The organism is Microbacterium sp. ACRRU (assembly GCF_022346945.1).
GTDB lineage: Bacteria > Actinomycetota > Actinomycetes > Actinomycetales > Microbacteriaceae > Microbacterium > Microbacterium mcarthurae.
The window spans coordinates 93213-115945 of record NZ_JAKRNI010000005.1 but is presented as its reverse complement, the minus strand read 5'-3'; the positions used below and the strand labels follow the sequence as shown (position 1 = coordinate 115945).

General features: G+C 70.5%; 27 protein-coding genes. 16 read left to right on the top strand and 11 right to left on the bottom strand.

What is annotated here, in order from left to right; genetic code table 11:
* Positions 1–25: 25 nt before the first annotated feature.
* A complete protein-coding gene (gene fgd / locus MHY30_RS05040; RefSeq protein ID WP_239275653.1) occupies positions 26–1096 on the top strand; it encodes a glucose-6-phosphate dehydrogenase (coenzyme-F420) in 1071 nt (356 codons plus the stop codon).
* A 133-nt stretch (positions 1097–1229) separates the two neighbouring features.
* Positions 1230–1868, top strand: coding sequence for a 2-phospho-L-lactate guanylyltransferase (gene cofC / locus MHY30_RS05035; protein WP_239275651.1), 639 nt, complete (start codon positions 1230–1232; stop codon positions 1866–1868).
* A 1-nt stretch (position 1869) separates the two neighbouring features.
* On the opposite strand, the gene cofD is transcribed toward cofC, so the two are convergent.
* The 6 genes from cofD to hemQ form a co-directional block, all read right to left on the bottom strand.
* Positions 1870–2835, bottom strand: coding sequence for a 2-phospho-L-lactate transferase (gene cofD / locus MHY30_RS05030; RefSeq protein WP_239275649.1), 966 nt, complete (start codon positions 2833–2835; stop codon positions 1870–1872).
* A gap of 130 nt (positions 2836–2965) precedes the next feature.
* The gene (hemL, locus tag MHY30_RS05025; RefSeq protein WP_239275647.1) at positions 2966–4306 is read right to left on the bottom strand and encodes a glutamate-1-semialdehyde 2,1-aminomutase; all 1341 of its coding nucleotides are present in this window, start codon (positions 4304–4306) and stop codon (positions 2966–2968) included.
* Between the two features lie 91 nt (positions 4307–4397).
* Positions 4398–5381, bottom strand: coding sequence for a porphobilinogen synthase (hemB, locus tag MHY30_RS05020; protein WP_239275645.1), 984 nt, complete (start codon positions 5379–5381; stop codon positions 4398–4400).
* Complete coding sequence (locus MHY30_RS05015; RefSeq protein ID WP_239275643.1) at positions 5378–6181, bottom strand: uroporphyrinogen-III synthase; 804 nt, start codon at positions 6179–6181, stop codon at positions 5378–5380. The genes hemB and MHY30_RS05015 overlap by 4 nt, the downstream gene beginning before the upstream one ends.
* Positions 6178–7176, bottom strand: coding sequence for a hydroxymethylbilane synthase (gene hemC, locus MHY30_RS05010; protein ID WP_239275642.1), 999 nt, complete (start codon positions 7174–7176; stop codon positions 6178–6180). The genes MHY30_RS05015 and hemC overlap by 4 nt, the downstream gene beginning before the upstream one ends.
* The gene (hemQ, locus tag MHY30_RS05005) at positions 7173–7844 is read right to left on the bottom strand and encodes a hydrogen peroxide-dependent heme synthase (protein WP_239275640.1); all 672 of its coding nucleotides are present in this window, start codon (positions 7842–7844) and stop codon (positions 7173–7175) included. The genes hemC and hemQ overlap by 4 nt, the downstream gene beginning before the upstream one ends.
* Before the next feature lie 223 nt (positions 7845–8067).
* Here hemQ and MHY30_RS05000 point away from each other — a divergent pair, with 223 nt between their 5' ends.
* Positions 8068–8856, top strand: a complete 789-nt coding sequence (locus MHY30_RS05000) for a DUF4239 domain-containing protein (protein ID WP_239275638.1) — start codon at positions 8068–8070, stop codon at positions 8854–8856.
* Positions 8857–8914: 58 nt separating this feature from the next.
* Here MHY30_RS05000 and MHY30_RS04995 read toward each other — a convergent pair whose 3' ends face one another.
* From MHY30_RS04995 to hemE, 5 genes are all read right to left on the bottom strand, one after another.
* The gene (locus MHY30_RS04995; RefSeq protein WP_239275636.1) at positions 8915–9193 is read right to left on the bottom strand and encodes a hypothetical protein; all 279 of its coding nucleotides are present in this window, start codon (positions 9191–9193) and stop codon (positions 8915–8917) included.
* On the bottom strand, positions 9183–9593 hold the full coding sequence (locus MHY30_RS04990) for a phage holin family protein (RefSeq protein WP_239275634.1): 411 nt from the start codon (positions 9591–9593) through the stop codon (positions 9183–9185). Before MHY30_RS04990 ends, MHY30_RS04995 begins: the two co-directional genes overlap by 11 nt.
* Before the next feature lie 3 nt (positions 9594–9596).
* Positions 9597–9998 (bottom strand): hypothetical protein, encoded by a 402-nt coding sequence (locus tag MHY30_RS04985; protein WP_239275632.1) that lies wholly within the window; start codon positions 9996–9998, stop codon positions 9597–9599.
* Positions 9999–10114: 116 nt separating this feature from the next.
* Positions 10115–11623 carry an NAD(P)/FAD-dependent oxidoreductase gene (locus tag MHY30_RS04980; protein WP_239275630.1) on the bottom strand — a complete coding sequence of 503 codons (1509 nt, stop codon included), beginning with the start codon at positions 11621–11623 and terminating at the stop codon, positions 10115–10117.
* Positions 11620–12657, bottom strand: coding sequence for a uroporphyrinogen decarboxylase (gene hemE / locus MHY30_RS04975; RefSeq protein WP_239275628.1), 1038 nt, complete (start codon positions 12655–12657; stop codon positions 11620–11622). The genes MHY30_RS04980 and hemE overlap by 4 nt, the downstream gene beginning before the upstream one ends.
* 100 nt (positions 12658–12757) lie before the next feature.
* Here hemE and MHY30_RS04970 point away from each other — a divergent pair, with 100 nt between their 5' ends.
* From MHY30_RS04970 to MHY30_RS04910, 13 genes are all read left to right on the top strand, one after another.
* Positions 12758–14083 (top strand): glutamyl-tRNA reductase, encoded by a 1326-nt coding sequence (locus tag MHY30_RS04970; protein WP_239275626.1) that lies wholly within the window; start codon positions 12758–12760, stop codon positions 14081–14083.
* A gap of 24 nt (positions 14084–14107) precedes the next feature.
* Positions 14108–14389 carry a hypothetical protein gene (locus MHY30_RS04965; RefSeq protein WP_239275624.1) on the top strand — a complete coding sequence of 94 codons (282 nt, stop codon included), beginning with the start codon at positions 14108–14110 and terminating at the stop codon, positions 14387–14389.
* A 19-nt stretch (positions 14390–14408) separates the two neighbouring features.
* Positions 14409–14981, top strand: coding sequence for an HhH-GPD-type base excision DNA repair protein (locus MHY30_RS04960; RefSeq protein WP_239275622.1), 573 nt, complete (start codon positions 14409–14411; stop codon positions 14979–14981).
* Between the two features lie 134 nt (positions 14982–15115).
* The gene (locus tag MHY30_RS04955) at positions 15116–15436 is read left to right on the top strand and encodes a hypothetical protein (protein ID WP_239275620.1); all 321 of its coding nucleotides are present in this window, start codon (positions 15116–15118) and stop codon (positions 15434–15436) included.
* A 20-nt stretch (positions 15437–15456) separates the two neighbouring features.
* Positions 15457–15768, top strand: a complete 312-nt coding sequence (locus MHY30_RS04950) for a pore-forming ESAT-6 family protein (protein WP_228161668.1) — start codon at positions 15457–15459, stop codon at positions 15766–15768.
* A gap of 103 nt (positions 15769–15871) precedes the next feature.
* Positions 15872–16216, top strand: coding sequence for a DUF6507 family protein (locus MHY30_RS04945; protein WP_239275618.1), 345 nt, complete (start codon positions 15872–15874; stop codon positions 16214–16216).
* Positions 16216–19053, top strand: coding sequence for a hypothetical protein (locus MHY30_RS04940; protein ID WP_239275616.1), 2838 nt, complete (start codon positions 16216–16218; stop codon positions 19051–19053). The genes MHY30_RS04945 and MHY30_RS04940 overlap by 1 nt, the downstream gene beginning before the upstream one ends.
* Positions 19053–19544: a hypothetical protein gene (locus MHY30_RS04935; RefSeq protein ID WP_239275614.1), complete on the top strand. Its 492-nt coding sequence runs from the start codon at positions 19053–19055 to the stop codon at positions 19542–19544. The genes MHY30_RS04940 and MHY30_RS04935 overlap by 1 nt, the downstream gene beginning before the upstream one ends.
* 5 nt (positions 19545–19549) lie before the next feature.
* Positions 19550–20398 carry a hypothetical protein gene (locus tag MHY30_RS04930; protein WP_239275613.1) on the top strand — a complete coding sequence of 283 codons (849 nt, stop codon included), beginning with the start codon at positions 19550–19552 and terminating at the stop codon, positions 20396–20398.
* Between the two features lie 5 nt (positions 20399–20403).
* Positions 20404–21045, top strand: coding sequence for an SseB family protein (locus MHY30_RS04925; protein WP_239275611.1), 642 nt, complete (start codon positions 20404–20406; stop codon positions 21043–21045).
* Positions 21046–21058: 13 nt separating this feature from the next.
* Positions 21059–21409 carry a hypothetical protein gene (locus tag MHY30_RS04920; RefSeq protein ID WP_239275609.1) on the top strand — a complete coding sequence of 117 codons (351 nt, stop codon included), beginning with the start codon at positions 21059–21061 and terminating at the stop codon, positions 21407–21409.
* Between the two features lie 433 nt (positions 21410–21842).
* Positions 21843–21986: a hypothetical protein gene (locus MHY30_RS04915; protein WP_239275607.1), complete on the top strand. Its 144-nt coding sequence runs from the start codon at positions 21843–21845 to the stop codon at positions 21984–21986.
* A 539-nt stretch (positions 21987–22525) separates the two neighbouring features.
* The gene (locus MHY30_RS04910) at positions 22526–22699 is read left to right on the top strand and encodes a hypothetical protein (protein ID WP_239275605.1); all 174 of its coding nucleotides are present in this window, start codon (positions 22526–22528) and stop codon (positions 22697–22699) included.
* Positions 22700–22733 lie beyond the last annotated feature (34 nt).

Below are 22733 nucleotides of genomic sequence, written 5' to 3'. Positions count from 1 at the left end.
GCGCGGGTCACGAAGGAGGAGAGTCATGAGCGTTCCGCTGAGATTCGGATACAAGGCCTCGAGCGAGCAGTTCGGGCCGAACGAGCTGCTCGACTTCGGTGTGCTCGCCGAGGAGATGGGCTTCGACTCGGTCTTCCTCTCCGACCACCTGCAGCCGTGGCGGCACGAGGGCGGGCACGCGCCCAATGCCCTCCCGTGGCTGGGCGCGCTCGGCGCGCGCACCGAGCGCGTCATGCTCGGCACCTCGGTGCTCACCCCCACGTTCCGGTACCACCCCGGCGTCATCGCGCAGGTGTTCGCGACGCTCGGCGTGATGTTCCCCGGCCGCGTCGCTCTCGGCGTCGGGACCGGCGAGGCGCTCAACGAAGTGACCCTCGGCCTGGAGTGGCCCGAGCCGCCCGAGCGCTTCCAGCGCTTGAAAGAGGCGATCACCCTCATCGACAAGCTGTGGACCGAAGACCGGGTCACGTTCGAGGGCACCTACTACTCGGTGAAGGATGCCACCATCTACGACCGCCCCGAGCAGAAGGTGCCGATCTACATCGGCGCCTCGGGCCCCGCGGCGACACGGCTCGCGGGCCGCATCGCCGAGGGCTACATCACCACCAGCGGCAAGGACCCCGAGCTCTACACCGGGAAGCTGCTGCCCGCCCTCGACGAAGGCCTCGCAAAGGAGGGGCGCACCCGCGACGACATCGACACGCTCATGGAGGTCAAGGTCTCGTACCACCCCGACCACGACACCGCGCTCGAGAAGACCCGCTTCTGGGCGCCCCTGGCCCTCTCGGCCGAAGAGAAGATGAGCGTCCACGACCCGCTCGAGATGCAGCGCCTCGCTGACGAACTCCCCATCGAGCGGGCGGCATCCCGGTTCATCGTCTCGACCGACCCCGACGAGCACGTCGAGCGCATCGCCCACTACGTCGACCTCGGTTTCCGTCACCTCGTGTTCCACGACCCCGGCCACGACCAGGAGGAGTTCCTCCGGATGTACGGCGCGGAGATCCTGCCGCGGCTGCGGGCGCGGTTCGCCTGCGGTGGGGGCGCCGCGCCGCGGGGGCGCGAGATGACCCGCGATTCGCGAGCGGCCCCCTGATTCGCACGAATGGTCCGTCATCTCGGCGATCGCGGGTCATCTCGCCTCGCCAGAGCCGCCGCCGCAGCACGATTCACGGGCGCACCGCTACCCCCAGCCGGAAATGTCCGGAGTCCGGCACACAATGGAGGCGATGAGCACTTCTGAGATCCGCGACGGCTGGACCGTCGTCGTGCCGGTGAAGCCCGCCGCGCTCGGCAAGACGCGGCTGACCGCCGCGGGCACCGACCGCGAGGCCCTCGCCCGCGCCATTGCGCTCGATACGATCGCGGCCGCCGCGGCCACCCCCCGCGTCTCGCACGTGCTCGTCGTGACCGACGACGCCGAGGTGTCGGCCCTGGTGTCACAGTGGCCGGCGGTCGACGTGATCGCGGAGGGCGACGTCCGGGGCCTGGATGCCGCGATCGCGCTCGGCACGGTATCTGCCGGGCAGGGGGCGCCCCGGGCGGCGCTGCTGGGGGACGTCCCGGCCCTGACGCCCCACGACCTCGACGCCGCGCTCGAACTGGCCGGTCAGGTCGAACGGGGCCTCGTCCCGGATGCCGAAGGCACCGGCTCCACCCTCGTCACCGCCCGACCAGGCGCGGTGTGGGTGTCGGCCTTCGGCGCCGACTCCGCGGCCCGCCACCGTCTCCTGGGGTGCACCGACCTCGCGGTGTCACGGGGGTCGACGTTGCGGCGCGACGTCGACACCGCCGCGCAGCTCGCCGAGGCCGTAGCCCTCGGCGTGGGGCCGCGGACCGCGGCGGTGCTGGCGGCTGCGGCGGCCTGACCTACGCCCCCAGCGCCGCCTCAGCGATCGCCGCCGACGCGTCCTCGTCGCGCATCCACAGCGGCGCGACGACCGCACGGATTCCCGCCGCCTGCACCTCGGATGCCGCAGCGGCATCCTCCTCCGCGAGCAACCACGCGTCGAGCACGCCGTCGGCCGATCGCGCGCCGTAGTGCCGGGCGACGGCGGCGGCCGAGGTCTCGACCCCGATCGCCGTCAGGCACACATCGGCCATGCCGCGGACGACCCGCCCCCCGATGATCGGCGACACACCGACCACCCGCGCCGCCGTCGACCGCAGCGCCGCCCGGACGCCGGGAACCGCAAGGATCGGACCGATCGAGACGACCGGGTTCGACGGGGCGAGCAGCACCACGTCGGCCCGCGCGATCGCCTCGACGACGCCGGGGGCGGGCGTGGCATCCAGGATCCCGGGGTTCTCGAACCGCGTCGGGACCAGGGCGGCTCGGTAACGGGTCCACCACTCCTGGAAATGCAGACGCCGTCCGTCCTCGACGTGCACGTGCGTGTCGACTTCGCTGTCGGTCATCGGGAGCAGCCGGATGCCAAGCGGCCAGCGCTCCGCCATCCGACCGAGGACCTCGGTCGGAGTGAGGCCCTCGCGCAGCCACCCCGTGCGCGCGAGGTGGGTGCCGAGGTCGAGGTCGCCGAGCGTGAACCACGGCCAGCCCGCACCCCACGCCTGCAGTTCCTCGTTCACGCGCTCGGTGTCGCCCGCGCGGCCCCACCCGCGCACGGTGTCGTTGACCCCGGCGAGGGCGTAGGTGATCGAGTCGACGTCGGGCTGCAGCCGCACGCCCGAGAGCCACAGGTCGTCGCCGGTGTTGACCACGACGGTCGCCTCGGGCGCCCCGAGCCGCCGCAGGGCGGCACGGACACCGAGGGTGAACTTCGATCCGCCGACACCGCCGGCGAGCACGACGACGCGGGTCTGAGGGTTTGGCATCCGTCCAGTCTTCCACCCGCGCTGACGGGGCCGCGGGCCCACGGGCATAAACGCGATCGGCGCGCGGAAACACGTGCACACGCCGTTTATGCGCGTGGATGGCGTTTATGGACGGGCGCGCACGGGCCGGTTACTGCGCGAGCAGCGTCGGATCCGCTGCGCCCGCCGCGGCCTTCGCGGCGCCGGGCAGTGCGTCGATGATCCGCTCGAGAGCCAGGTCGTCGTGGGCGGCGGTGAGGAACCACGCCTCGAACACGCTCGGGGGCAGCGAGATGCCGGCATCCAGCATCGCGTGGAAGAAGGGGGCGTACCGCCACGACTGCTGCGTGAGCGCCGTGGCGTAGTCGCGGGGCACCTCGGGCAGGAACGCGACACCGAACAGCGACCCCGCGCGCGGGACCGTGTGCACCACGCCCTCGGCAGTGAGCGCCGCGTCGAGGGCGTCGGCGATGCGGGCGGCCGAGGCGTCGACCGCGGCGTACACCTCCGGTGTCGCCAGGCGCAGGGTCGCCAGGCCCGCGGCGACAGACAGCGGATTCCCCGACAGGGTGCCGGCCTGGTACACGGGGCCGAGCGGGGCGAGCTGGTCCATGACGTCGGCGCGGCCGCCGAGGGCGGCCAGCGGCATCCCTCCGCCGACGACCTTGCCGAAAGTGAGGATGTCGGGGAGGTACGTCTCACCCTGCGACGCCTGCAGCCCCCAGAAGCCGGCCGGGTGCACGCGGAAGCCGGTGAGCACCTCGTCCATGATCAGCAGCGCACCGTGACTGTGCGCGATGTCGGCGAGCGCGGCGTTGAAGCCGGGCAGCGGCGGGACGACACCCATGTTCGCGGATGCCGCCTCGACGATGATCGCGGCGATGTTCTCGCCGTGCACCGCGAACGCCTCGCGCACGGCATCCACGTCGTTGTACGGCAGCACGAGCGTCTGCGCGGCGATCGGCGCCGGCACCCCCGCGGAACCGGGGAGCGCGAGCGTCGCGACGCCCGAACCGGCGGCGGCGAGCAGACCGTCGGAGTGCCCGTGGTAGTGACCGGCGAACTTGATCAGCAGATCGCGGCCGGTGACCCCGCGTGCCAAGCGGATCGCGGTCATCGTCGCCTCGGTGCCCGTCGAGACCAGACGCACCTTCTCGACCGGCGCCAGGTCGCCGACCCGCACGCGGTTCGCGATCAGGTCGGCGAGCTCCACTTCGGCCCCCGTCGGAGCGCCGAAGGACAGACCCCGGGATGCCGCCGACTGCACGGCCCCGACCACCTCAGGATGCGCGTGCCCGAGGAGAGCCGGACCCCACGAGGCGACGAGGTCGACGTACTCCCGACCCGTGGCATCCGTGATCCGGGCGCCCGCGGCGGACTGCACGAACCGCGGCGTCCCGCCGACGGATCCGTACGCCCGCACCGGCGAGTTCACCCCGCCCGGGATGACGTCCTTGGCGCGCGCGAACCACTGATCGTTGAGGTCTGTCATGTGTCAATTCTCCCGTGCGCACGGGCGTGAGTCGCCAAGATTTGTCGCTTCCGCGGTTAGCGAAGCGACAAATCCTGGCGACTCGCGCGCGTTACAGGTCGGCGCGCAGCCAGTGCGCGGCCTCGAGGGCCCAGTAGGTCAAGATCGCATCGGCACCGGCGCGACGGATGCCGAGCAGGCTCTCGAGGATCGCGCCGCGGCGGTCGATCCAGCCGTGCGCCGCGGCGGCCTCGACCATCGCGTACTCGCCCGACACCTGGTAGGCCCACACCGGCACGTCGACCGACGCCTTCACGTCGGCGAGGACGTCGAGGTACGGCAGCGCCGGCTTGACCATCACGACGTCGGCGCCCTCCTCGACGTCGAGCAGCGCCTCGCGCACGCCCTCCCGGCCGTTGCCGGGGTCGAGCTGGTACGAGCGGCGGTCGCCCTTCAGCTGCGAGTCCACGGCCTCGCGGAACGGACCGTAGAACGCTCCCGCGTACTTCGCCGAGTACGCCAGGAGCAGGGTGTCGGTGAACCCCTCGGCATCCAGCGCCTCGCGCACCGCGCCCACCTGGCCGTCCATCATCCCCGACAGTCCGAGCATCGCCGACCCCGCCCGGGCCTGGGCGAGCCCCATGGCGGTGTACCGCTCGAGCGTCGCGTCGTTGTCGACCGCGCCGTCCGCGCGGAGCACGCCGCAGTGGCCGTGGTCGGTGAACTCGTCGAGGCACAGGTCGGTCTGCACGACGAGCGCGTCGCCCACCTCGGACACGACCGCCTCGGTCGCGAGATTCAGGATGCCGTTCGGGTCATCGGCGCCGGATCCCACCGCGTCGCGCTCGGCGGGCACACCGAAGAGCATGACGCCGCCGATCCGGGCCGCCGCGGCCTCGGCGACGGTGCGGCGCAGGGTGTCGAGGGAGTGCTGCACGACACCGGGCATCGAGGTCACCGGAACCTGCTCCGAGATGCCCTCCCGCACGAAGAGGGGCAGCACGAGCTGCGACGGCACGAGGTGCGTCTCACGCGCGAGACGACGGATGGCGGGGGTGCGGCGCAGACGCCGCGGGCGGTACTCGGGAAAGCTCATGCGGGGGTCTCGGACTCCGGGGGGAGGGTGAAGCGGGCGACGGCGTCGACCAACGACTCGACCGTCTGCCGCTCGGCGACGACGTCGACGGCGAGGCCCGCGCGCTTGGCATCCTTCGCGGTGCGCGGTCCGATGGCGGCGATGACGGTGGATGCCGGGATGTCGGGGAACTGCTCGACGACCTGCTCGGCCACCGAACCGCTCGTGACGAGGATCGCGTTGATGCGGCCGGAGTGGACGTCGGTGGCGATCTTCTCGGTCACGGGGACACCGACCGTGCGGTAGGCCACGACGCTGCGGACGTGGTGGCCGGCCTCGATCAGCAGGCGCGTGAGCACGGGTTTGGCAATCTCGCTGCGGAGCGTCAGCACGCTGCGCGGCTCGGTCTCGAGCGCGATCATCTGCTCGGCCATGCCCTGCGCCGAGTTGTCGCGGTCGGGAACGAGGTCGACGCGGTAGCCCACGGCCTGCATGGCCGCGGCGGTGGTCTCGCCGACGGCGGCGACCTTGGTGCTGGCCGGGATCACGGCGCGGTAGGCGTAAAGGACGTCGACCGTCGTCGCACTGGTCAGCGTGAGCCAGTCGAACGCCCCGTCGGCGAGGTCGCTCAGCGCCTGCTCGAGGGTCGCCTGATCGTTCGTCGGCGCGAAGTTGATCAGTGGCGCGATGACCGGAACGGCTCCGCGCTGGCGAAGGCTGGCGGCGACACCGTCACCCCACGGACCGCCGCGGGGCACGAGGACGCGCCGGCCGGCGAGCGGCTTGTCTGGGGTCGGCGTGTGCCGATGGCCTTCATTCATGTGGTCGACTCTCGTGGTACCAGGTCGGCCGCCCCGCGTTCGAGCAACCGACGCGCGGCTTCTTGGCCCGCGCGCGAGGCTCGCGCGATGGGTCCCCCGTCGTCGGCAGCATTCGCACCATTGCCACTGCCAGGTTCCCCACCATACCCCGGCTCCAGGCGCACGGTCCGATCGATACCGATCCGATGCGAGCCGTCGAGGGCGTAGACGATGGCCCGCAGGCGCAGGTCGCCGTCGGTCAGCGACGCGTGTGTGGCGACGGGCGCGTGGCATCCGGCATCCAGGACGGAGAGGATGGTGCGTTCGGCGGTGATCTCCACGCGCGTCGCGGTGTCGTCGAGCGCGGCGAGCGCGGCGAGGATCTCGGGTGCGATGTCGGCGCGCGTCTCGACCGCGAGCGACCCCTGGCCGGGCGCGGTCGGCCACTCCGCGAGTCCGAGGTACTCGGCCGACAGCCGGCCCAGGTCGCCCCCGAGACGGGCGATGCCCGCGGCGGCGAGGATGACGGCATCCAGCTCTCCGTCGCGCACGCGCGCGAGTCGGGAATCGACGTTGCCGCGGATGTCGTGGATGTCGACCCCCGGGTTGTGCCGCAGGGCCTGCGCGATGCGGCGCGGCGATCCGGTACCGACCTTGGCCCCGGCGGGCAGCGCCGACAGGGCGGTGCCGTCGCGCGTCACGACGACATCGCGGGCGTCCTCGCGCGGCGGGGTCGCGGCGATGACGAGACCGTCGGGCTGCAGCGTCGGAAGGTCTTTGAGCGAGTGCACGAGAAAGTCGCAGCGGTCCGCCGCGAGCGCCTCGCGCAGACCGTTGGCGAACACGCCGCGTCCCCCCAGCTGCGACAGCGAAGCGCGGTTGACATCGCCCTCGGACACGATGGGAACGAGCTCGACGGCACGACCGGATGCCTCGGCCACCGCGTCGGCGACCATCTGCGACTGCGCCATCGCCAGCGCGCTGCGCCGCGTCCCCAGGCGCAGGGCGGCGTTCACTGGAGGATCTCGGGAATCTCGTCGAGAGTGACGCGACGCCCGGTGTAGAAGGGCACCTCTTCACGGACATGACGGCGGGCCTCGGTGTAGCGGAGGTCGCGCATCATGTCGACGAGGTCGGTCAGGTCGTCGGACTCCATCGGCAGCAGCCACTCGTAGTCGCCGAGCGCGAAGGATGCCACGGTGTTGGCGATCACGCCGGTGTACTGCGAGCCCTTCTTGCCGTGCTCGATGAGCATCTCGCGGCGCTCCGCCTCGGGCAGCAGGTACCACTCGTAGCTGCGGACGAACGGGTACAGGCAGAGCCAGTCCTTCGCGTCGATGCCGCGGAGGAAGCCGGGCACGTGCGAGCGGTTGAACTCCGCGTCGCGGTGCACCCCCATCGCGTTCCACGTGGGCAGGAGGTTCTTCAACAGCTCGGTGCGGCGCAGGCGTCGCAGGTCGCGCTGCAGCGCCTGGGGGTCTTCGCCGTACATCCACACCATGAGGTCGGCGTCGGCACGGAGGCCGCTGACGTCGTAGAACCCGCGGATCGTGACGCCGTCCGCCTCGATCAGGGCGGTGAGGTCGGCCAGCTCGGTGGCGTCGGCGGCGGTCACGGGATTCTCGGGATCGCGGCGGAGCACCGCCCACAGCGTGTACACGGAGGAGGAGTCGTCCTGAGCCATGGGTCAAGTCTCGCGCTGCGGGCGCGGGCGGCCAAACCCGTTGACTCGGCGGTGGAGCACCCGGCGACGCGGGTGAAGAGCGCTCCGCTGCGCGCGGCGGCGCTCCGCTGCGCGCGGCGGCGATCCGATGCGCACGGCGGCGACCGGACGCCCGGGGCCGCGGGGCGGCCTTGGTAATGTGCGTCGACGGCATCGGGGGATGCCGCTCGGAAGGGTGTGCCCGATGTGGCTGTACCAACTCCCGATGGCGGTGGGGCTGCCGCTGTTCATCGTGCTCGTCGTGGGCGGCTCCTGCGGCATCCTGCTGCTCCTCCGCCGCTGGGTGAGCAAGGTCGCTCCGCAGGGAGACGAGTGGGACCGCGTGCTCAGCTACGCGGTGGGCGCGTACGGGGTGTTCTACGGTGTGACGCTCGCTCTCATCGCGGCCGCCGCGTACGGCAACTTCACCGAGGTCGACGGCATCGTGCTGCAAGAGTCGTCGTCACTGGCATCCCTCTACCGCACGGCGGCCCTGCTTCCCGAGCCGCAGTCGAGCGAACTGCAGGAGCAGATCATCGGCTACACGCGCAACGTCATCGACGTCGACTGGCCCTTGCAGCAGCGGCTCGAGATCCCGGTGGAGACTGATGCCAACATCTCGGCGATGCAGCAGGCGATCGGGAGCGTGCAGCCGGCGAGCCCCGCCGAAATCCTCGCCGTGCAGCAGTCGCTGGATCAGTTCCAGCTGCTGGTGGAGAACCGGCGTGACCGCATCGCGCTCACGCACCTCGCACTCCCCGGCGTGCTGTGGATCGTCCTGAGCGTGGGGGCCGTGCTGAACGCCGTGCTGATCGCGCTCATCGAGGTGCGCAACCTTCGCGTGCACCTGCTGATGGCGGGTCTGCTCGCCCTCTTCGTGGCATTGCTGCTCTACGCGATCGCCGGTTTCGATCACGCCTACGCGGGCCCGATCGCCGTGACCCCCGATTACTTCCAGGACCTCCTCGACGGCCTGTTCGCCAACGAGCCCTAGCCCCGCGGGCGCGCCGAACGTGTGCGTTCGGCGGACCGACGGATGCCGCGGGCGGGGGTCAGCGCGCGTAAGCGCGGACCAGGGCCCAGACCGTGAGGCCGACCGCGGCGGCGACGCCGGCGACCACGGCCGCGGCGGCGCCGGGGTTACGCCGCGCGGCTTCGCGGGCCTCGGCGACGCGCACGTCGACCGCTTCGCTGACGCGACGCGGAACGTTCGCCTTCACCTCGATCGCCGCCAATGCCGCCTTGAGCTCGGCACGCGCTTCTTCGACGGGGTCGGTGATGCCGAGGGGCACCGCCGTGCGCGGCACGGGAACGGGACGCTCAATACTCATCGCCAGCCTCCTTCACGATGCGGACGTCCTGTGCGATGGCCTGGCCCGGATTCTCGCGGTTCGCCAGCTTCTTGAAACGCAAGTACCCCAGAAGCGCCAGGATCGCGGTGATGACGATCATCACGCCGAAGACCACCAGCGCCGACAGCCACACGGGCCACCACGACGACAGTCCGGCGATGACGAACGCGAAGAACACGGGGACGGCCCAGAACACGACGATCAGGGCACCGACGAACCATCCCGCGCCGATTCCGGCGTCCTTGGCCGTCCGCTGCGCCCACGCCTTCGCCCCGTTGATCTCGGCGACGACGAGGTTGCGCACGAGCTCGGGAATGTCGCCGAGGAGCGTGAACAGGCTGTCGTCGGCGCGATCACGGAAACCGCGGGGAGTGGTCATGCGTCAGCTCTCCGACGAGGTGGAGCTGTTCTTGCTCGCCTGCGCGCGCGTTGTCGCGCTCTTCTCGGCGTCTTTGGCGTCGTCCACCGAACCCTCGACGGCCTCGGCGACCTCGCCCGCCGATGCCTTCGCGGCGCGACCGGCGCGCTCTGCACGCTCGGAGACGCTCCCGGACTGCGACGCCGCACCGGTGACGGACTTCGCGCCCTTCCAGACGACACCGGGGACGGTCTTGAGCGCGGAGACGCCGAAGGCCTTCACCTTCTCAACCTGCCCCTGGACGACGGGCTGGTCCCAGACCTTCTCGGCCTGCGCCTTGATCTGCTCGTACCGCTCGCGGCCTGCGCGCGCGCCGAGCACGTAGCCCGCCACGAGTCCGACGACGAGTGCTGCTTTGCCCCTCATGGGGTCTCCTCACGCTCGATCAGTGCTGGTCGAGTCTCACGATAGCGATGTATTCCCGTTCCGGCATCCGCCCTTGACATCCACGGGACATCCCTCGACCATCGGGCCTCCGGCCGTCAGTCCCGGCGCCAGAGGGTGGCACTGCGCACCCGATCCGCCTCCGCGCGCGCGTCGGGAATCACCTGCGCGAGACCCGTTCCCGACAGCCACGCCCCGGTGGCCCCGAGTCCGCGCACGGCCCGGACCGCACCGCGCGCGGCGGCCGTCTGCGCCGCGCGTCCCATCGCGGCGCCGGGCTGCGACTGCACGTACCGGACGCGGTGCGACGCCCGCAACGCCGACCGATCGAGAGGCACCCCGAGCAGGGCAGCCGCCTCGGAGAGGGCGAGCGACCCGGCGGCGTCGTCGTCGAGCGCTGCGGTGGCCGGCTCTTCGCCCTGTGCTCCGAACGACAGACGGATGACATGGATGCCGGGCTCGGTGGCATCCCGCACCCACTCCCACTTCACCGTGGAGTGCGTGAGGGCCTTGGCCACGTGGCTGCCCGGGACGGTGAGGACACCGGTTCCGCGCGGCGCAGCATCGAGCGCGGGAGCGTGGACGACGAGGGTCACCACTTCGACCACGGGAGCAGCCGGCTCGGCGGTGTCGAGGGCCGGGACGACGGGCCGAAGGAGCGCCCGCGCCTGCCGTTCGGGGAGGGCGACGATGACCGCGTCGGCCGAGAGCGGGCTCTCGTCGGCGGAGGTCCGGACGCTCCAGCCCGAGCCCGCGGGCGTGAGCTCCTCGACCGCGACGTCGGTGCGCAGCTCGACCCCGAGGTCTCGCAGGCGAGCGACGAGCGCCTCCACCAGGCGCCACATCCCGCCGGCGATGCCCTCGACCGCGCCGCCCGGTGCTGCGGCGCGCGGCGCCGCCACCGTGGGCGGGACATCGGATGCCGGGGCGTCGGGCGGAGTGCCCGTCGAGCGCGCCGCACGGAGCTCGGCGACCGCGCCGCCCAGCGAGCCCATGCGGGTGAGAGCGGCGTTCAGTCCCGGTGCGGCGAGGTCGACGTCGATGTCGTCGGGACGAGCCGAGTAGACGCCGCTCGTGACGGGCGCGACGAGCCGGTCCAGCACGCGAGCGCCCATCCGCGAGCGCACGAGCGCGCCGAGGCTGCGCTCGTGTCCGATCGTCAGCGGGGGGCGCACGCGGTCGACGTACGCGCGCCACGCTCCCGCCCAGCCGATCACGCGTCGCACATCCGGGGCCCACGGGTTGTCGGGGATGCCGAGGATCCCGCCCTTCGGCAGCGGGGCCGCCCCTACGCCCGGGACCCCCGCGACCCAGGCTCCCGCCCGGTTCGGCGCCACGATCTCATCCGCCAGCCCGAGCTCGTCGAGAAGCTCGCGCACCGCTCCCCCGCGCGTCGCATAGCTTTCGGCCCCGACGTCGAGCGTGAGCCCACCGACCTCGGCCGACCGTACGACGCCGCCGAACACCCCGGAGGCCTCGAGCACGGTCACCTGCATGCCCACCTTGGCGCACTCCAGCGCGGCCACCAGCCCGGAGACACCGCCCCCCGCCACGATGACGCGGCTCTCGTGGGCGTGCTCCGCGAGCCGCTCCAGGGGGTCGCTCATTCCGCCTCCCCGTGGGCGTGCGCGACGATGCGGGTCAGCACCGCGGGGTCGGTGTCGGGCGGGACGCCGTGACCGAGATTGAGCACGTGGGCGCGCGCCGCGCGCCCGTGGGCGAGGATGTCGTCGATGTGCGCCGCCAGCACCGGCCACGGTGCGCCCAGCAGAGCGGGGTCGATATTGCCCTGCAGTGTGGTGTCGGGACCGACGATGGCCGCGGCCTCGTCCAGCGGCATCCGCCAGTCCACGCCCACGGCGTCGGCGATGCCGCCGAGGCGCATGTCGGCGAGGAACGGACCCGTTCCGACGCCGAAGTGGATGCGCGGCACCTCGACACCCTCGAGCGCCGCCCGCGAATGGGGAGCGACGTGCTCCAGGAACGTCGCGCGCGAGAGCGAACCGGCCCACGAGTCGAAGAGCTGCACGGCCTGAGCGCCCGCATCGATCTGGGCCTGCAGGAACGCCCGCGACACCTCGGCCAGCCATCCGGCCAGCCGATGCCACGACGTCGGGTCGGCGTACATCATTCCGCGCGCCCGCAGATGCTCCTTCGACGGACCGCCCTCGACGAGGTACGCCGCGAGCGTGAACGGGGCGCCGGCGAAGCCGATGAGGGGGACGCCGTCGCCGAGTTCGGCCGTGACCAGACGCACCGCGTCACGGATCGGCTCGGCGGCTCCGGCGACGTCGGCCGGGTCGATCGAGGTCACTCGCTCGACATCGGCGGCCGTGCGCACCGGGTCGGCGAACACCGGCCCGCGGCCCGGCTCGATCTCGACCGCGACGCCGGCCAGCCGCAAGGGCACCACGATGTCACTGAAGAAGATGGCGGCATCCACGCTGTGGCGGCGGATCGGCTGCAACGTGATCTCGGCCGCGAGGTCGGGGGTGAGGCACGCATCGAGCATCCGCGTGCCGACGCGCAGCTCGCGGTACTCGGGCAGCGAGCGCCCGGCCTGCCGCATGAACCACACCGGCTGCCGCTCGGGACGGTCGCCGCGAAGGGCACGGAGGAGGGGCGCGTCAGGGGTGGCCATGGCATCCATCCTTCCACTCGCGTCCGCGGGGGAAGAGGGATGCCTCGATGTCGAGAGGCGGCGCGGAATATCTCGCAGGGGCCGGGCGTAGAATATGAGCGTGCTGCTTTGTGTCAGCGCGAGTCACAAGACCGCGTCCTTCGATCTCCTCGAGCGGCTCAGCGTACCCACCACCCCCGTCGCCCCCCTGATCGCCGCGCACGACGAGTGCGTGCAGGGAGCGGTCGTCGTCGCCACGTGCAACCGCTTCGAGGCTTACGTCGACATGGACGAGCCCGTGACGGCCGCCGTCGCGGTGGGTGTGGAAGCCACGCTGAGCGCCATCGAGGCGGCGACGGGCGTGCCCGCGAGCGAGCTCGAGGGCTCCTACACGGTGCTCGGCGGCGGCGACGTCGCAGAGCACCTGTTCTCGGTGGCATCCGGTCTGGAATCCGTCGTCGTGGGCGAGGGCGAGATCGCCGGCCAGGTGCGTCGTGCGCTCACCGAGTCCCGGCAGTTGGGCACCACCTCCGGAGAGCTCGAGCGGCTGTTCCAGCGCGCGTCGGAAGCACAGCGCGGAGTGAAGAACGCCACGGCGATCGGACGCGCCGGCCGCTCGCTCGTCCGCCTCGGTCTCGAGCTGGCCGACAGCCGCATCGCCGACTGGTCGACGCAGCGCGTGCTGCTGGTGGGCACCGGCGCGTATGCCGCCGCGACCGTCGCCGCTCTCCGCGATCAGGGTGCCGAAGACATCGCGGTCCACTCCCCCTCGGGGCGTGCCGCGAAGTTCGCCGCGAAGCACGGGCTGCGTGCCGTCTCGGCCGAGACCTTCCCCACCGCGGTCGCGCACGCCGACCTCATCATCACGTGCACCACGAGCGAGAACCACGTCGTCAGCGCCGCGACCTTCGCCGCCGGGCGCACCGCCGCCGAAGCCGCCGCTCCCGCGTCCGTCGGCTGCCCCGTCGACCATGCCGGCCGCCGCCTCGTCATCGACCTCGGGCTTCCGCGCAACGTCGACCCCGACGTGGCCACCGTGCCGGGCGTCGACCTCCTTGACCTCGAGACCATTCGCCTCCACGCCCCTCTGGAAGAGCTGCAGGCGACGGATGCCGCGCGCGACCTGGTCCGCGACGCCGCGCGCCGCTTCGCCTCGGTGGGCGAGCGCAAGAACATCACGCCCGCCGTCGTCGCCCTTCGCGCGCACGTCTTCGGTGTGCTCGACGCCGAGGTCGCCCGTGTCCGCGCGCGCGGCGACGAGGGTGGTCAGACCGAACAGGCGCTGCGGCACCTCGTCGGCGTGCTTCTGCACACCCCGACCACCCGCGCGCACGAGCTCGCCGAGACCGGCCGCGCCGACGAGTACGTCGACGCGCTGTCGGCGCTGTTCGGCATCGAGGTGTCCGACCCCGAGTCCTCTGCCGCACGCATCGCCGACGCAGGCTGACGGCGCCGACGGCAGGGCGAAGACGTGGGCACCCCGGCATCCGAGGTCTATCGGGTCGCGGGCGAGGATCGCCGACGAAACGGCCTTCGGTGGGCGGCCACGGTGGCGATGGGCCTGCTGGATGCCGGGCGCGACGCGCCGTCGGTGAGCGAAGTCGTCATCCGGCGCGGCGACGGCTCGCTCGTGAAGCGCCTCCCCGCCGGCAGCGTCGAGGACTTCGAAGCCCAGCTGAGCGAGATCACGTCCGATCTGGCGTCGTTGGACGCCGTGCCGTTCGCCCGGAAGTGGATCGCCGAACCCGCGTGACCCGCGCGAGAATGGGCAGATGAGTCTGCGCATCACCGACGATCCCGCCGCCGACGACCTGCTCTCGACGAACCCCCTCGCACTGTTGATCGGCATGCTGCTCGACCAGCAGGTGGCGATGGAGACCGCGTTCGCGGGACCGCTGAAGATCCAGCAGCGCGTGGGAGCGATGGATGCCACGACCCTCGCGCACGAGGACCCCGAGGCCTTCACCGCGGCGTTCTCGCAGACGCCGGCGGTGCACCGCTTCCCCGGGTCGATGGCGAAACGCGTGCAGGCCCTGTGCTCGGCGATCGAGACGGATTGGGGCGGGGATGCCGCCGAGCTTTGGACACGGGACGACCCCGACGGCGCGACCGTGCTGAAGCGGCTCAAGGCGCTTCCCGGCTTTGGCGAGCAGAAGGCGAAGATCTTCCTCGCCCTCCTGGGCAAGCAGTACGGCTACACCGGAGACGGTTGGCGGAAGGCGTCTTCCCCTTACGGCGACGAGGGCGCGTTCCGCTCGGTCGCCGACATCACGAGCCCGGAGTCGCTGACGAAGGTGCGCGAGTACAAGAAGGCTGCGAAAGCGGCCGCCAGGGCGGGCGGCTGACCCCTCCTACACCATGTGAGAGAAAAAGGAGAGTTCTCTCATCTTTCTTCCGCGCCCCCGGAGCCGTGGTTAGTGTTTCAGGGTTCGTTGCACGTGTATTCGCGATCGAAGGGTGGGCTCTCGTGAAGTTCGCAATGGGTTCCGACACTCTGGGTGTGCTGGGGAAGGCCACCTCGGGTTCGAGTGATGAGCTGTCACTGCTGGTGCGCCAGCTATTCGAGGCGGCCGAACCGCTCGAAGGACAGTTCCAGGGCGCGGGTCGTGCCGCGTTCGACCGGTTCAAGTCGCGTACCGACGCGATCTCGGCCGAGCTGAAGCTCGCCCTCGACGGCGTGCTCGGCGGTATCTCGGGCATGGACCGCTCCTTCCAGGAGGGCGAGTCGTCCATGGTCGATCAGACCACGAGCCTCGAAGCCGGATCGTCGTTCGACGCCGCGCGCTTCGGTGGCCGCTGAGAATCGGAGAGGACTGACTCATGGTGAACCAGGGAGACCGCCGCGACTACTCGATCGCGGCCTCGCAGAACGCTCAGGACAACTTCAACCGCGTCGCCGCGCAGCTCGAGTCGCTGATCGACCAGCGCGACCGCGACGTGCAGGCCGCGATGGCCGACTACTCCGCCGACGGTGTGTCCGAGGACTACCGCGGCAAAGAGGTTCGCTGGAAGAACGCCGCCGCCGAGGTGCGCGGCATCATCCAGACGCTCCGTTCGTCGCTGGAGCGCAACGACGAGTCCGCCCAGACCGCGCTGAGCAAGGCTCGCGCGGCGGTGGAATCGATCGGCTGACGATCACCACACGGTGCCGGGCGCGACGAGCGCCCGGCACCGTCGGTTCCGCGCGCGTGGGGTGCGTCGCGCGTGATCGTCGAGATATGAAGGGGTGCTGTCGATGACGAGCTGGCGTATCGAGCCGTCCGGTGTGGTTGCCGTGCTGCAAGACGTCAACGTGGATGCCGAGGCCCTCGGTGCCGCGCTGAACACGCTGAGTCCCGCTCTCGAAGGAGCCGTGACCGCGACCCAGTCGGGCGCGATCTCCGAAGCGGTGCAGGCCTACTTCCAGCAGGAAGAGGGCCCGCGCATCCAGGGGATGAGCGGCCGTATCGGGGCGGCCGCGCAGGGCGTCGTGACGGCCACCGAAGCGTACATCGCGGGCGACACCGAGATGGCGGCCAACGCGCAGACCGCGGCCGTCCACGCGGTGTACCCGCCCTCTCTTCCGCACGGGGTGATGTGATGCCGGATCCGATCAACTACGAGGCCATTCCGGGTGCCGACATCAACCCGGATGCCATCGAAGAGAACGCTCGCACGATCAGCACCGTCTCGGGTCAGGTGTCCGAGCACGGCTCCAACGTGCATTTCAAGTGGCAGGGCATGGCCGGGGTGTACGAGGCCCCGGAGTCGCCCACCCTCTTGGGTTTGATGGCGCCGGTGTCGTCGCAGGCGACGCAGGTCAGCGACAACCTCGCCGAGGTGTCGGCCGCGCTCACCGCCTTTGCCGCAGATGTGCGCCCGATCAAGGCGGAGCTGGATTCGCTGCGCGCCCAGGCGAAAGCGTTCGTGGACTCCGTCCAGGGCGGCGTGCAGGTGCGCGAGATCAACCCGGCGTGGACGGCCGCGCAGTCGCCGTCCGGCGGCGCGACCGCAACGCCCACGTACCAGGGTTCGTGGGGCTCGTCGACAACGACGTCGTCGAGCGCTGCGGCGCCGGAGATGTACCGCACGGTCACCAAGGAGTGGCACGAGTCGCAGGAGCACGTCGACCGCAACAACGAACTGCTGTCCGCGGTCAACGCGCAGCAGATCAAGCTGTGGGAAGCGGAGCGCGCGTGCGCCAACCGCATTCGGGCGCTCTACGGGGCCGCGCCGCTGCACGCTGCGACATCCGAGGACGACGCGCTGGGCTACGGCATCGCCGAGATCCCCGAGGGCACCGAGATGCCCTGGGGTGCCGAGGTCGAGCGCACCGAGGGCTGTGGCGAGGCGACGGCGAAGTTCGTCTTCAAGGACTTCCTGTGGGAGGGCATCGCCGTCGGCGGCATCTGGGGCACCGTGCAGGGCCTCGGCACGCTCGTGCTCGGCTACAACCCCGAGACGGGTGAGTTCTTCTCCGGCGACGCGTACGGGGCGGCGTGGGGCAACCTCGGAATGATCGGGGTCTCCGGTCTGGCGAACTCGCCGCTGCTCGGCCCCCTCTTCTGGAGCGACAGCCTCCTCGAGTCGACCGGAATCGGCGGCTTCCTGCCCCAAGAGATTCGTGACTTCAAGGCGAGCGCCGACGAGGCCGCCCTGAACACCGGCAAGGCCCTCATCGCGTGGGACAAGTGGCAGGACGACCCAGGCACCGCGCTCGGCGAGTCGGTCTTCAACGTCGGCACCGCGCTGATTCCCGTCGGCGGCGCGGCCGTGGCCGGTGTGAAGACCGCGTCGACGGCGGCATCCGTGGTGTCGAAGATGGCCAAGGTCGTGGACTTCGTCGATCCCGCAGCCCTCGCGGTGAACGGCGCGATGCGCCTCGGCGGTGCGGGGCTGAACAGTCTCGACGGCATCATCGGTCGCCTCGGTTCGAACGCCACCGACGGCTTCCACCTGAACGCCCCCGACATGCCGTTCGTCGCCGACGATGCCGCTTCGGCACTGCGCGCGCTCGACGACGCCGGGGTGAATCTCGACACCGTGACGGCGCGCGTCGAGGACGGCGTCCCCGTGTACGAGTTCCCGCCGACGGATGCCATCCCCTCGGGTCGCATCGAGATGCCCGCCGGATCTTTCGACGGCGTGCGGGGTGGCGACGTGCCCGTGCGCACCGACGGCGAAGCGGATGCCGGTGTCACGGCGCCCGTGCGCGAGCCCGAGCTGGTCTCGGCCGGCGGCGTCCGCGGCGAGACCGGCCCCGGTCCGGTGAACTCGATCGTCGAGGACGCTCCGGTTCGGACGGAAACGGGCGGAGCGGGCGAGTCGACGGTCGTGCGCGAGCCCTCGACCGGGCCCGGCGGCGGCAGCGACCACGCCGGCGGCGAGAGCGGCGGACGTGGTGGCTCCGATACCGGGAACGGCGGCGTGGGCCGCGGCGGCGACGACGTGAGCGGCGTGGGCCGTGGCGACGACGCTGGCAGCGCGGGACGCGGCGACGACGGAAGCGCCGGACGCGGCGACGACGCCGTGGGCGGTGCGACCCGCGGCGACGACGCCGTCACCGGCGGCCGTGCGGAGGACGGAACTACCCCGGGCCGCTCCGACGACGACACCGCCGCGGGCCAGGATGGCTCTTCGTCGGGCGGTGCGACGAACGGTGGCGGACAGCCCCCGGCGGGCAACGTGCCGCGGATGCCGAACGGTGATCCGTTCCAGCCCCACATGTCACACAACCAGGTCGCGCAGCTCCCTAGTTCACAGTCACTGATCGACGCAGGTGCCGCGCGGCACGGGCTCACCCCGGATCAGCTGCACGACCTCGTGCACGGGCGCCCGCTCGACTCCCTCACCCCGGACGAGATCCGGATCGTCCTCGACGTACGCGAGAGTATCCCGCAACCGCAGCCCGGCGAGATAATGCAGAAGATCCTCGGCCAGACCGACGTCGACAATCTCCTGAACCGTACCTACGGGAGGCAGGACACGGTGGGTGGCTTCGTCGCGCGCGCCTCCGACGCGACCGGGCTGACCACTCCAGATGAGATCGCGCGTGGGTTCGGCCTCGACTACGGCCCGGGCCGGACCGTTCCCGCCCAGTTCACCGCGCCGACGGGCGACACGTACGCCGTGCGCTTCACTCTTCCGAGCAACGCGGATCTGCGGGTGCCGTCCGCAGACGCGGGGAACCTCGCGGGTTACCTCTTCGACAACACGGGCCAGCCGTACTACCGCCCCGCGAAGATGGATCCCCTGGGGCCCGCCAACCCGTTCCTGGGCCACGGCTTCGTGGGAGACGGCAGCGTTCAAATCATCCCTGAGTATCATTTCCCGAACCGGATCAACATCGGCCCCGGCACCGAGGTGTACAAGATCACCCCCACCGGCGAGGAGATTCCGTACGCCGTCCTAACGTCTCAAGGATGGGTTCGGTTCTGATGAACGCTCCTCGCACTGTCCGGGATACGGGCACGTGGATCGAGACCACCGACGGGTGGTACGCGTCCACCTTTCAGATCGCGCAGGACGACACCCCTACCGAGTTCTTCATCTACGACCACGAGGGCACCGGCCATCGGCAAATCGCCCCGCGGGACGTCCTGGCGGTCGAACAGGTGACCTCCGAAGGGCTTTACCTCGGGCACTGGATCCCTGTGGTGTCCACGTGGAGCGAGGACATGACGCCCCTGCGCGCCCCGCTGCCGTTCGGACACGCCGGGTATCTGGCCATGCTGTTCTTCGACGCCGGTCCCGAGCGCGACGCGATCGCCGCTCTTCCGCGCGCTGAGGTACACGACGACCGCACGAGCAACGGTGGGATCTCGCTGCTGGTTCCCTTCGCTGAACTGACCGACTACCGAGAGACCGCGACTAGGCTAGGCACCCCCGTCATTCGCCGACGCGACGCAACGTCCTCCCCGACAGAATGAATGCCATGGACATCTTTCAGAAGATCGTGACGCCGGGGCGTCTGCGCTTGTGGACACAGGGCGACGACTTGCTGACCGGTTTCGTGGCGCGCCAGGCCGACACCGCCTGGGCACGGACGCCGTCCGACCTCCTCGAAGCGCACGGCTACGCGGCATCCGACCCCTTGTTCGCGGGATCCACCTTCGTTGACATCCTCCGGTTCCCGAGTGCTGAGTCTCTCAGCTTCATCCCCGCGACCGGCGAGGGCGGCGCCGGTTTTGTCGAGCCCGCTCCCTTCACCGGCACCGGCTTCGCGCCCACGGCGAAGGGAATCGTGCCCCTGTGGTGGGTGGAACCGACGCGTGTCCCCCCGGGCTCCGAACTGTGGCGGATCCATGTGGATGGTCGTGAGGAGTTCCTCTCGGTCTACGCGAACGTCGCCTCGGGTTGGCAGCCAGGACAGGGACAGGCATTGCCGTCCGACGTGTGCGGACGATTCGTCCGATGGAACGGCGAGGCGGTGCTCGCCGACCAGCTGGAGAACGGGCGGGTCGTCCTCGCGTCGTACACGCGGATCAAGGATGCCAAACTCACGGAACGCGGTCTCTGGGCGCGAGTCGTCGAAGCCTCTGAGGTCGAGCAGCCCTATACGCTGAGGCTCACCGCCCGGTTCGGGGACCTTCCGTTTCAGATCGTCCGGCGATGGCACGACGGAACCCGCGCGGTCGCCCGGCTTGTCTACCTCGGACGCGATGCGACCCTCGCCGAGCGGGCCGGTCTCGAGCGGACCGATGCCGGCGTCTACGAGGTGACGGCCGCCCTGGATGAATTGATGGATGTCCGCGGCGAGGAACTCGTCCCGAGCAGGGCCTGAGTCGAATGACAGGGCTTCGACCCGAGAACGACCTCGAAGTCACCATGAGGTCGGTGCGGTCCGGGGAGCTGCCCTCGGAGCGGCTGGCACCGGCCCTGCTGGAAGCCGAATTGGTCGTTCTCGTCGACGGAACGCCCGACCCGACGACGTTCCAGCCCCTCGTCGTTCATCGCGACGACGCGAACTTCCTCGCCGTGTTCACCGCGACGGACCAGGTGCCGGCAGAATTGGGCAAGGGCCGCAACGCGCTGCTGATGCCGGGCCGACTCCTCATCAGCGGCGCTGCCCCCGAAGTCGGCCTCGTCGTGAACCCAGGGGCCGCGGGCACGATGGAGATCCCGCCGTCGGCTTTGACTGCCCTCCGCCAGGTGTCAGCGGCACCGTCCACGCGCTATTTCATCCGTGAGCAGATGGTGGACGGGCAGGTCGTCCCGGTGTCGGTCTTCCGTCGCCGCTCCACTCCGGAGGGACCGGTCGACGAGCGTCTCCTCGACGTCGACTCCTGGACCGACGACCGGCACGGAACTGTCGACAAGGCCATCCGCTTCCCCCTGGACGCCGACATCGAGGAGATCTCCCCCGAAGCCGCGCAGGACGTCTTCGACATGGTCGCGCGCCGCAGCTACGTCCCGCTGCGGCGCCGCTGACCGCCCCTCCCACATGACGACGCCCGCGGACTTCTTCCGGTCGCTGCGGCTCGACTATCCCGACACGAACTTCCTCCGCGGCGATCAGTCCGCGTTCGTCCTCCGATTCCAGCAGGACATCGATACGCCGGGTTCCGTCAACTCGCAGCTGCACAGTTCGATGGGCGGTGACGGCTCGGTTGACCATTACAGTGCGCCGTTCACAGGCAACGGCTTCCTGAAGACCGGCGGTGACATCATTCCCGAGTACCGTGCGAAGCAGGTGAACATGCGCGACGGCGCGGAGATGTGGGAAGTATTGGACGACGGAACGCAACGACTCTTCGCCGTCTGGCGACGCGGTGAGTGGATCCCGGTGGGGTGAAGGAATCAATGCTGCCAGTGAGCGAAACGTTGTTCGAGTACCGAGGCAAACGGTACCCATGGCATTCCGGAGGGGACGACTACCTGCGCCTGCGGACGGACCGGCCCCCCGCCTCCGAAGACTTCCCCGACGCGACCGAGATCAACGCGGATCCCGATGATCCTTGGGTCAAACTTCCCCGGCGCGCCGTGACCGCGCGTTTCTCGCAAGAGGTGAGCGGAACGTGGCACGGCGTGCCCGTATCCGTCGGTCCGCGCGTGAAGCGAGGTCTCCAACGCGGAATGGTCACAGTCTGGTATGCCGGCAACGAACCGGATGCTGCTGTGTCCGCAGGGTTGTCTGGCAACCAGAATGACGGGTGGTCCGCGCTCACATCCCCGGATGAGGTAGAAGATGTGCGCGTGCAAACCAAACGTCTTCCTATGGTGAGCACATGAGAACTGTCCTGCAGAAGCTGCTGCATCCCGGTATGTCCGCAATGATCCGCGAACGCGGGTACTCGCAGGTCAGCGGCTCCGTCGTGCGCGCAGGTGACGCGAAGAACCTGCGCACGGCCAGCGCGCTGCAGGAGGCCTAAGGATGGCCGTCCGGTGGCTCCGGACACGTCGATGTCGTGCGATTCGAAGTCCCTCTGTGCGCAACCCTCACGGTGCCGCCGCAGGTGGAGCGGCCGTGGCCGTCGTACCCGCTCGGGTTCCTGCGACCCGTTGGCGATGAGATCGTCCCGGTCTGGAACATGACCACGACCCGCTATTCCCGGGTGCCGAACTTTGGCGGATCACGGACGCGGGCGAACAGGAGGTCCTCGCTGTGTACCGGGGGCTGCTCACGGGTGGACCGCGCTCCAAGGGCAACCGCCGGTCAAGGAGTGGCATCCGTCCAGTCGCTTCTTCGGCACGAGGGCCGTCTTCGAAGACACCGAGTACGCCGCGGACATCCGTGACGATCAGGTCGATCTCACGTCGTACGTCGAGCCGGCGTCTCCCGAGTGGTCTCAACCGCGCCTCGGCGTTTGGGACAGAACGGTCCCGCTCACTGCCTGCACGGTGTACGCGCATCGACGGGCGACTCGTCCCGGCGCGGCTGTTCCGGGGTCGTCCGACCCCAAACGGGCCGGTGGACGAGATGCTCGTCGACGTCGACACCTGGCATCCGGACACGCGGGGCATGCTCGACCGCGCGATCCGCTTTCCGCTGGATTCCGACCTCGAGGAGATCTCGGATGCCGCGGCCAGCGAGATCTTCGCGATGGTCGCACGGCGCGAGTACACGCCCCTGACCCGCCGGTGAGCCGGTAATTCTGCCGCCCCGCGGGTTATCCACG

Excerpts from the sequence above, each read along its gene's own strand:
- fgd (WP_239275653.1), top strand. The coding sequence starts at position 26 with ATGAGCGTTCCGCTGAGATTCGGATACAAGGCCTCGAGCGAGCAGTTC.
- cofC (WP_239275651.1), top strand. The coding sequence starts at position 1,230 with ATGAGCACTTCTGAGATCCGCGACGGCTGGACCGTCGTCGTGCCGGTG.
- cofD (WP_239275649.1), bottom strand. The coding sequence starts at position 2,835 with ATGCCAAACCCTCAGACCCGCGTCGTCGTGCTCGCCGGCGGTGTCGGC.
- hemL (WP_239275647.1), bottom strand. The coding sequence starts at position 4,306 with ATGACAGACCTCAACGATCAGTGGTTCGCGCGCGCCAAGGACGTCATC.
- hemB (WP_239275645.1), bottom strand. The coding sequence starts at position 5,381 with ATGAGCTTTCCCGAGTACCGCCCGCGGCGTCTGCGCCGCACCCCCGCC.
- MHY30_RS05015 (WP_239275643.1), bottom strand. The coding sequence starts at position 6,181 with ATGAATGAAGGCCATCGGCACACGCCGACCCCAGACAAGCCGCTCGCC.
- hemQ (WP_239275640.1), bottom strand. The coding sequence starts at position 7,844 with ATGGCTCAGGACGACTCCTCCTCCGTGTACACGCTGTGGGCGGTGCTC.
- MHY30_RS05000 (WP_239275638.1), top strand. The coding sequence starts at position 8,068 with ATGTGGCTGTACCAACTCCCGATGGCGGTGGGGCTGCCGCTGTTCATC.
- MHY30_RS04995 (WP_239275636.1), bottom strand. The coding sequence starts at position 9,193 with ATGAGTATTGAGCGTCCCGTTCCCGTGCCGCGCACGGCGGTGCCCCTC.
- MHY30_RS04990 (WP_239275634.1), bottom strand. The coding sequence starts at position 9,593 with ATGACCACTCCCCGCGGTTTCCGTGATCGCGCCGACGACAGCCTGTTC.
- MHY30_RS04985 (WP_239275632.1), bottom strand. The coding sequence starts at position 9,998 with ATGAGGGGCAAAGCAGCACTCGTCGTCGGACTCGTGGCGGGCTACGTG.
- MHY30_RS04980 (WP_239275630.1), bottom strand. The coding sequence starts at position 11,623 with ATGAGCGACCCCCTGGAGCGGCTCGCGGAGCACGCCCACGAGAGCCGC.
- hemE (WP_239275628.1), bottom strand. The coding sequence starts at position 12,657 with ATGGCCACCCCTGACGCGCCCCTCCTCCGTGCCCTTCGCGGCGACCGT.
- MHY30_RS04960 (WP_239275622.1), top strand. The coding sequence starts at position 14,409 with ATGAGTCTGCGCATCACCGACGATCCCGCCGCCGACGACCTGCTCTCG.
- MHY30_RS04955 (WP_239275620.1), top strand. The coding sequence starts at position 15,116 with ATGGGTTCCGACACTCTGGGTGTGCTGGGGAAGGCCACCTCGGGTTCG.
- MHY30_RS04950 (WP_228161668.1), top strand. The coding sequence starts at position 15,457 with ATGGTGAACCAGGGAGACCGCCGCGACTACTCGATCGCGGCCTCGCAG.
- MHY30_RS04945 (WP_239275618.1), top strand. The coding sequence starts at position 15,872 with ATGACGAGCTGGCGTATCGAGCCGTCCGGTGTGGTTGCCGTGCTGCAA.
- MHY30_RS04940 (WP_239275616.1), top strand. The coding sequence starts at position 16,216 with ATGCCGGATCCGATCAACTACGAGGCCATTCCGGGTGCCGACATCAAC.
- MHY30_RS04935 (WP_239275614.1), top strand. The coding sequence starts at position 19,053 with ATGAACGCTCCTCGCACTGTCCGGGATACGGGCACGTGGATCGAGACC.
- MHY30_RS04930 (WP_239275613.1), top strand. The coding sequence starts at position 19,550 with ATGGACATCTTTCAGAAGATCGTGACGCCGGGGCGTCTGCGCTTGTGG.
- MHY30_RS04925 (WP_239275611.1), top strand. The coding sequence starts at position 20,404 with ATGACAGGGCTTCGACCCGAGAACGACCTCGAAGTCACCATGAGGTCG.
- MHY30_RS04920 (WP_239275609.1), top strand. The coding sequence starts at position 21,059 with ATGACGACGCCCGCGGACTTCTTCCGGTCGCTGCGGCTCGACTATCCC.
- MHY30_RS04915 (WP_239275607.1), top strand. The coding sequence starts at position 21,843 with ATGAGAACTGTCCTGCAGAAGCTGCTGCATCCCGGTATGTCCGCAATG.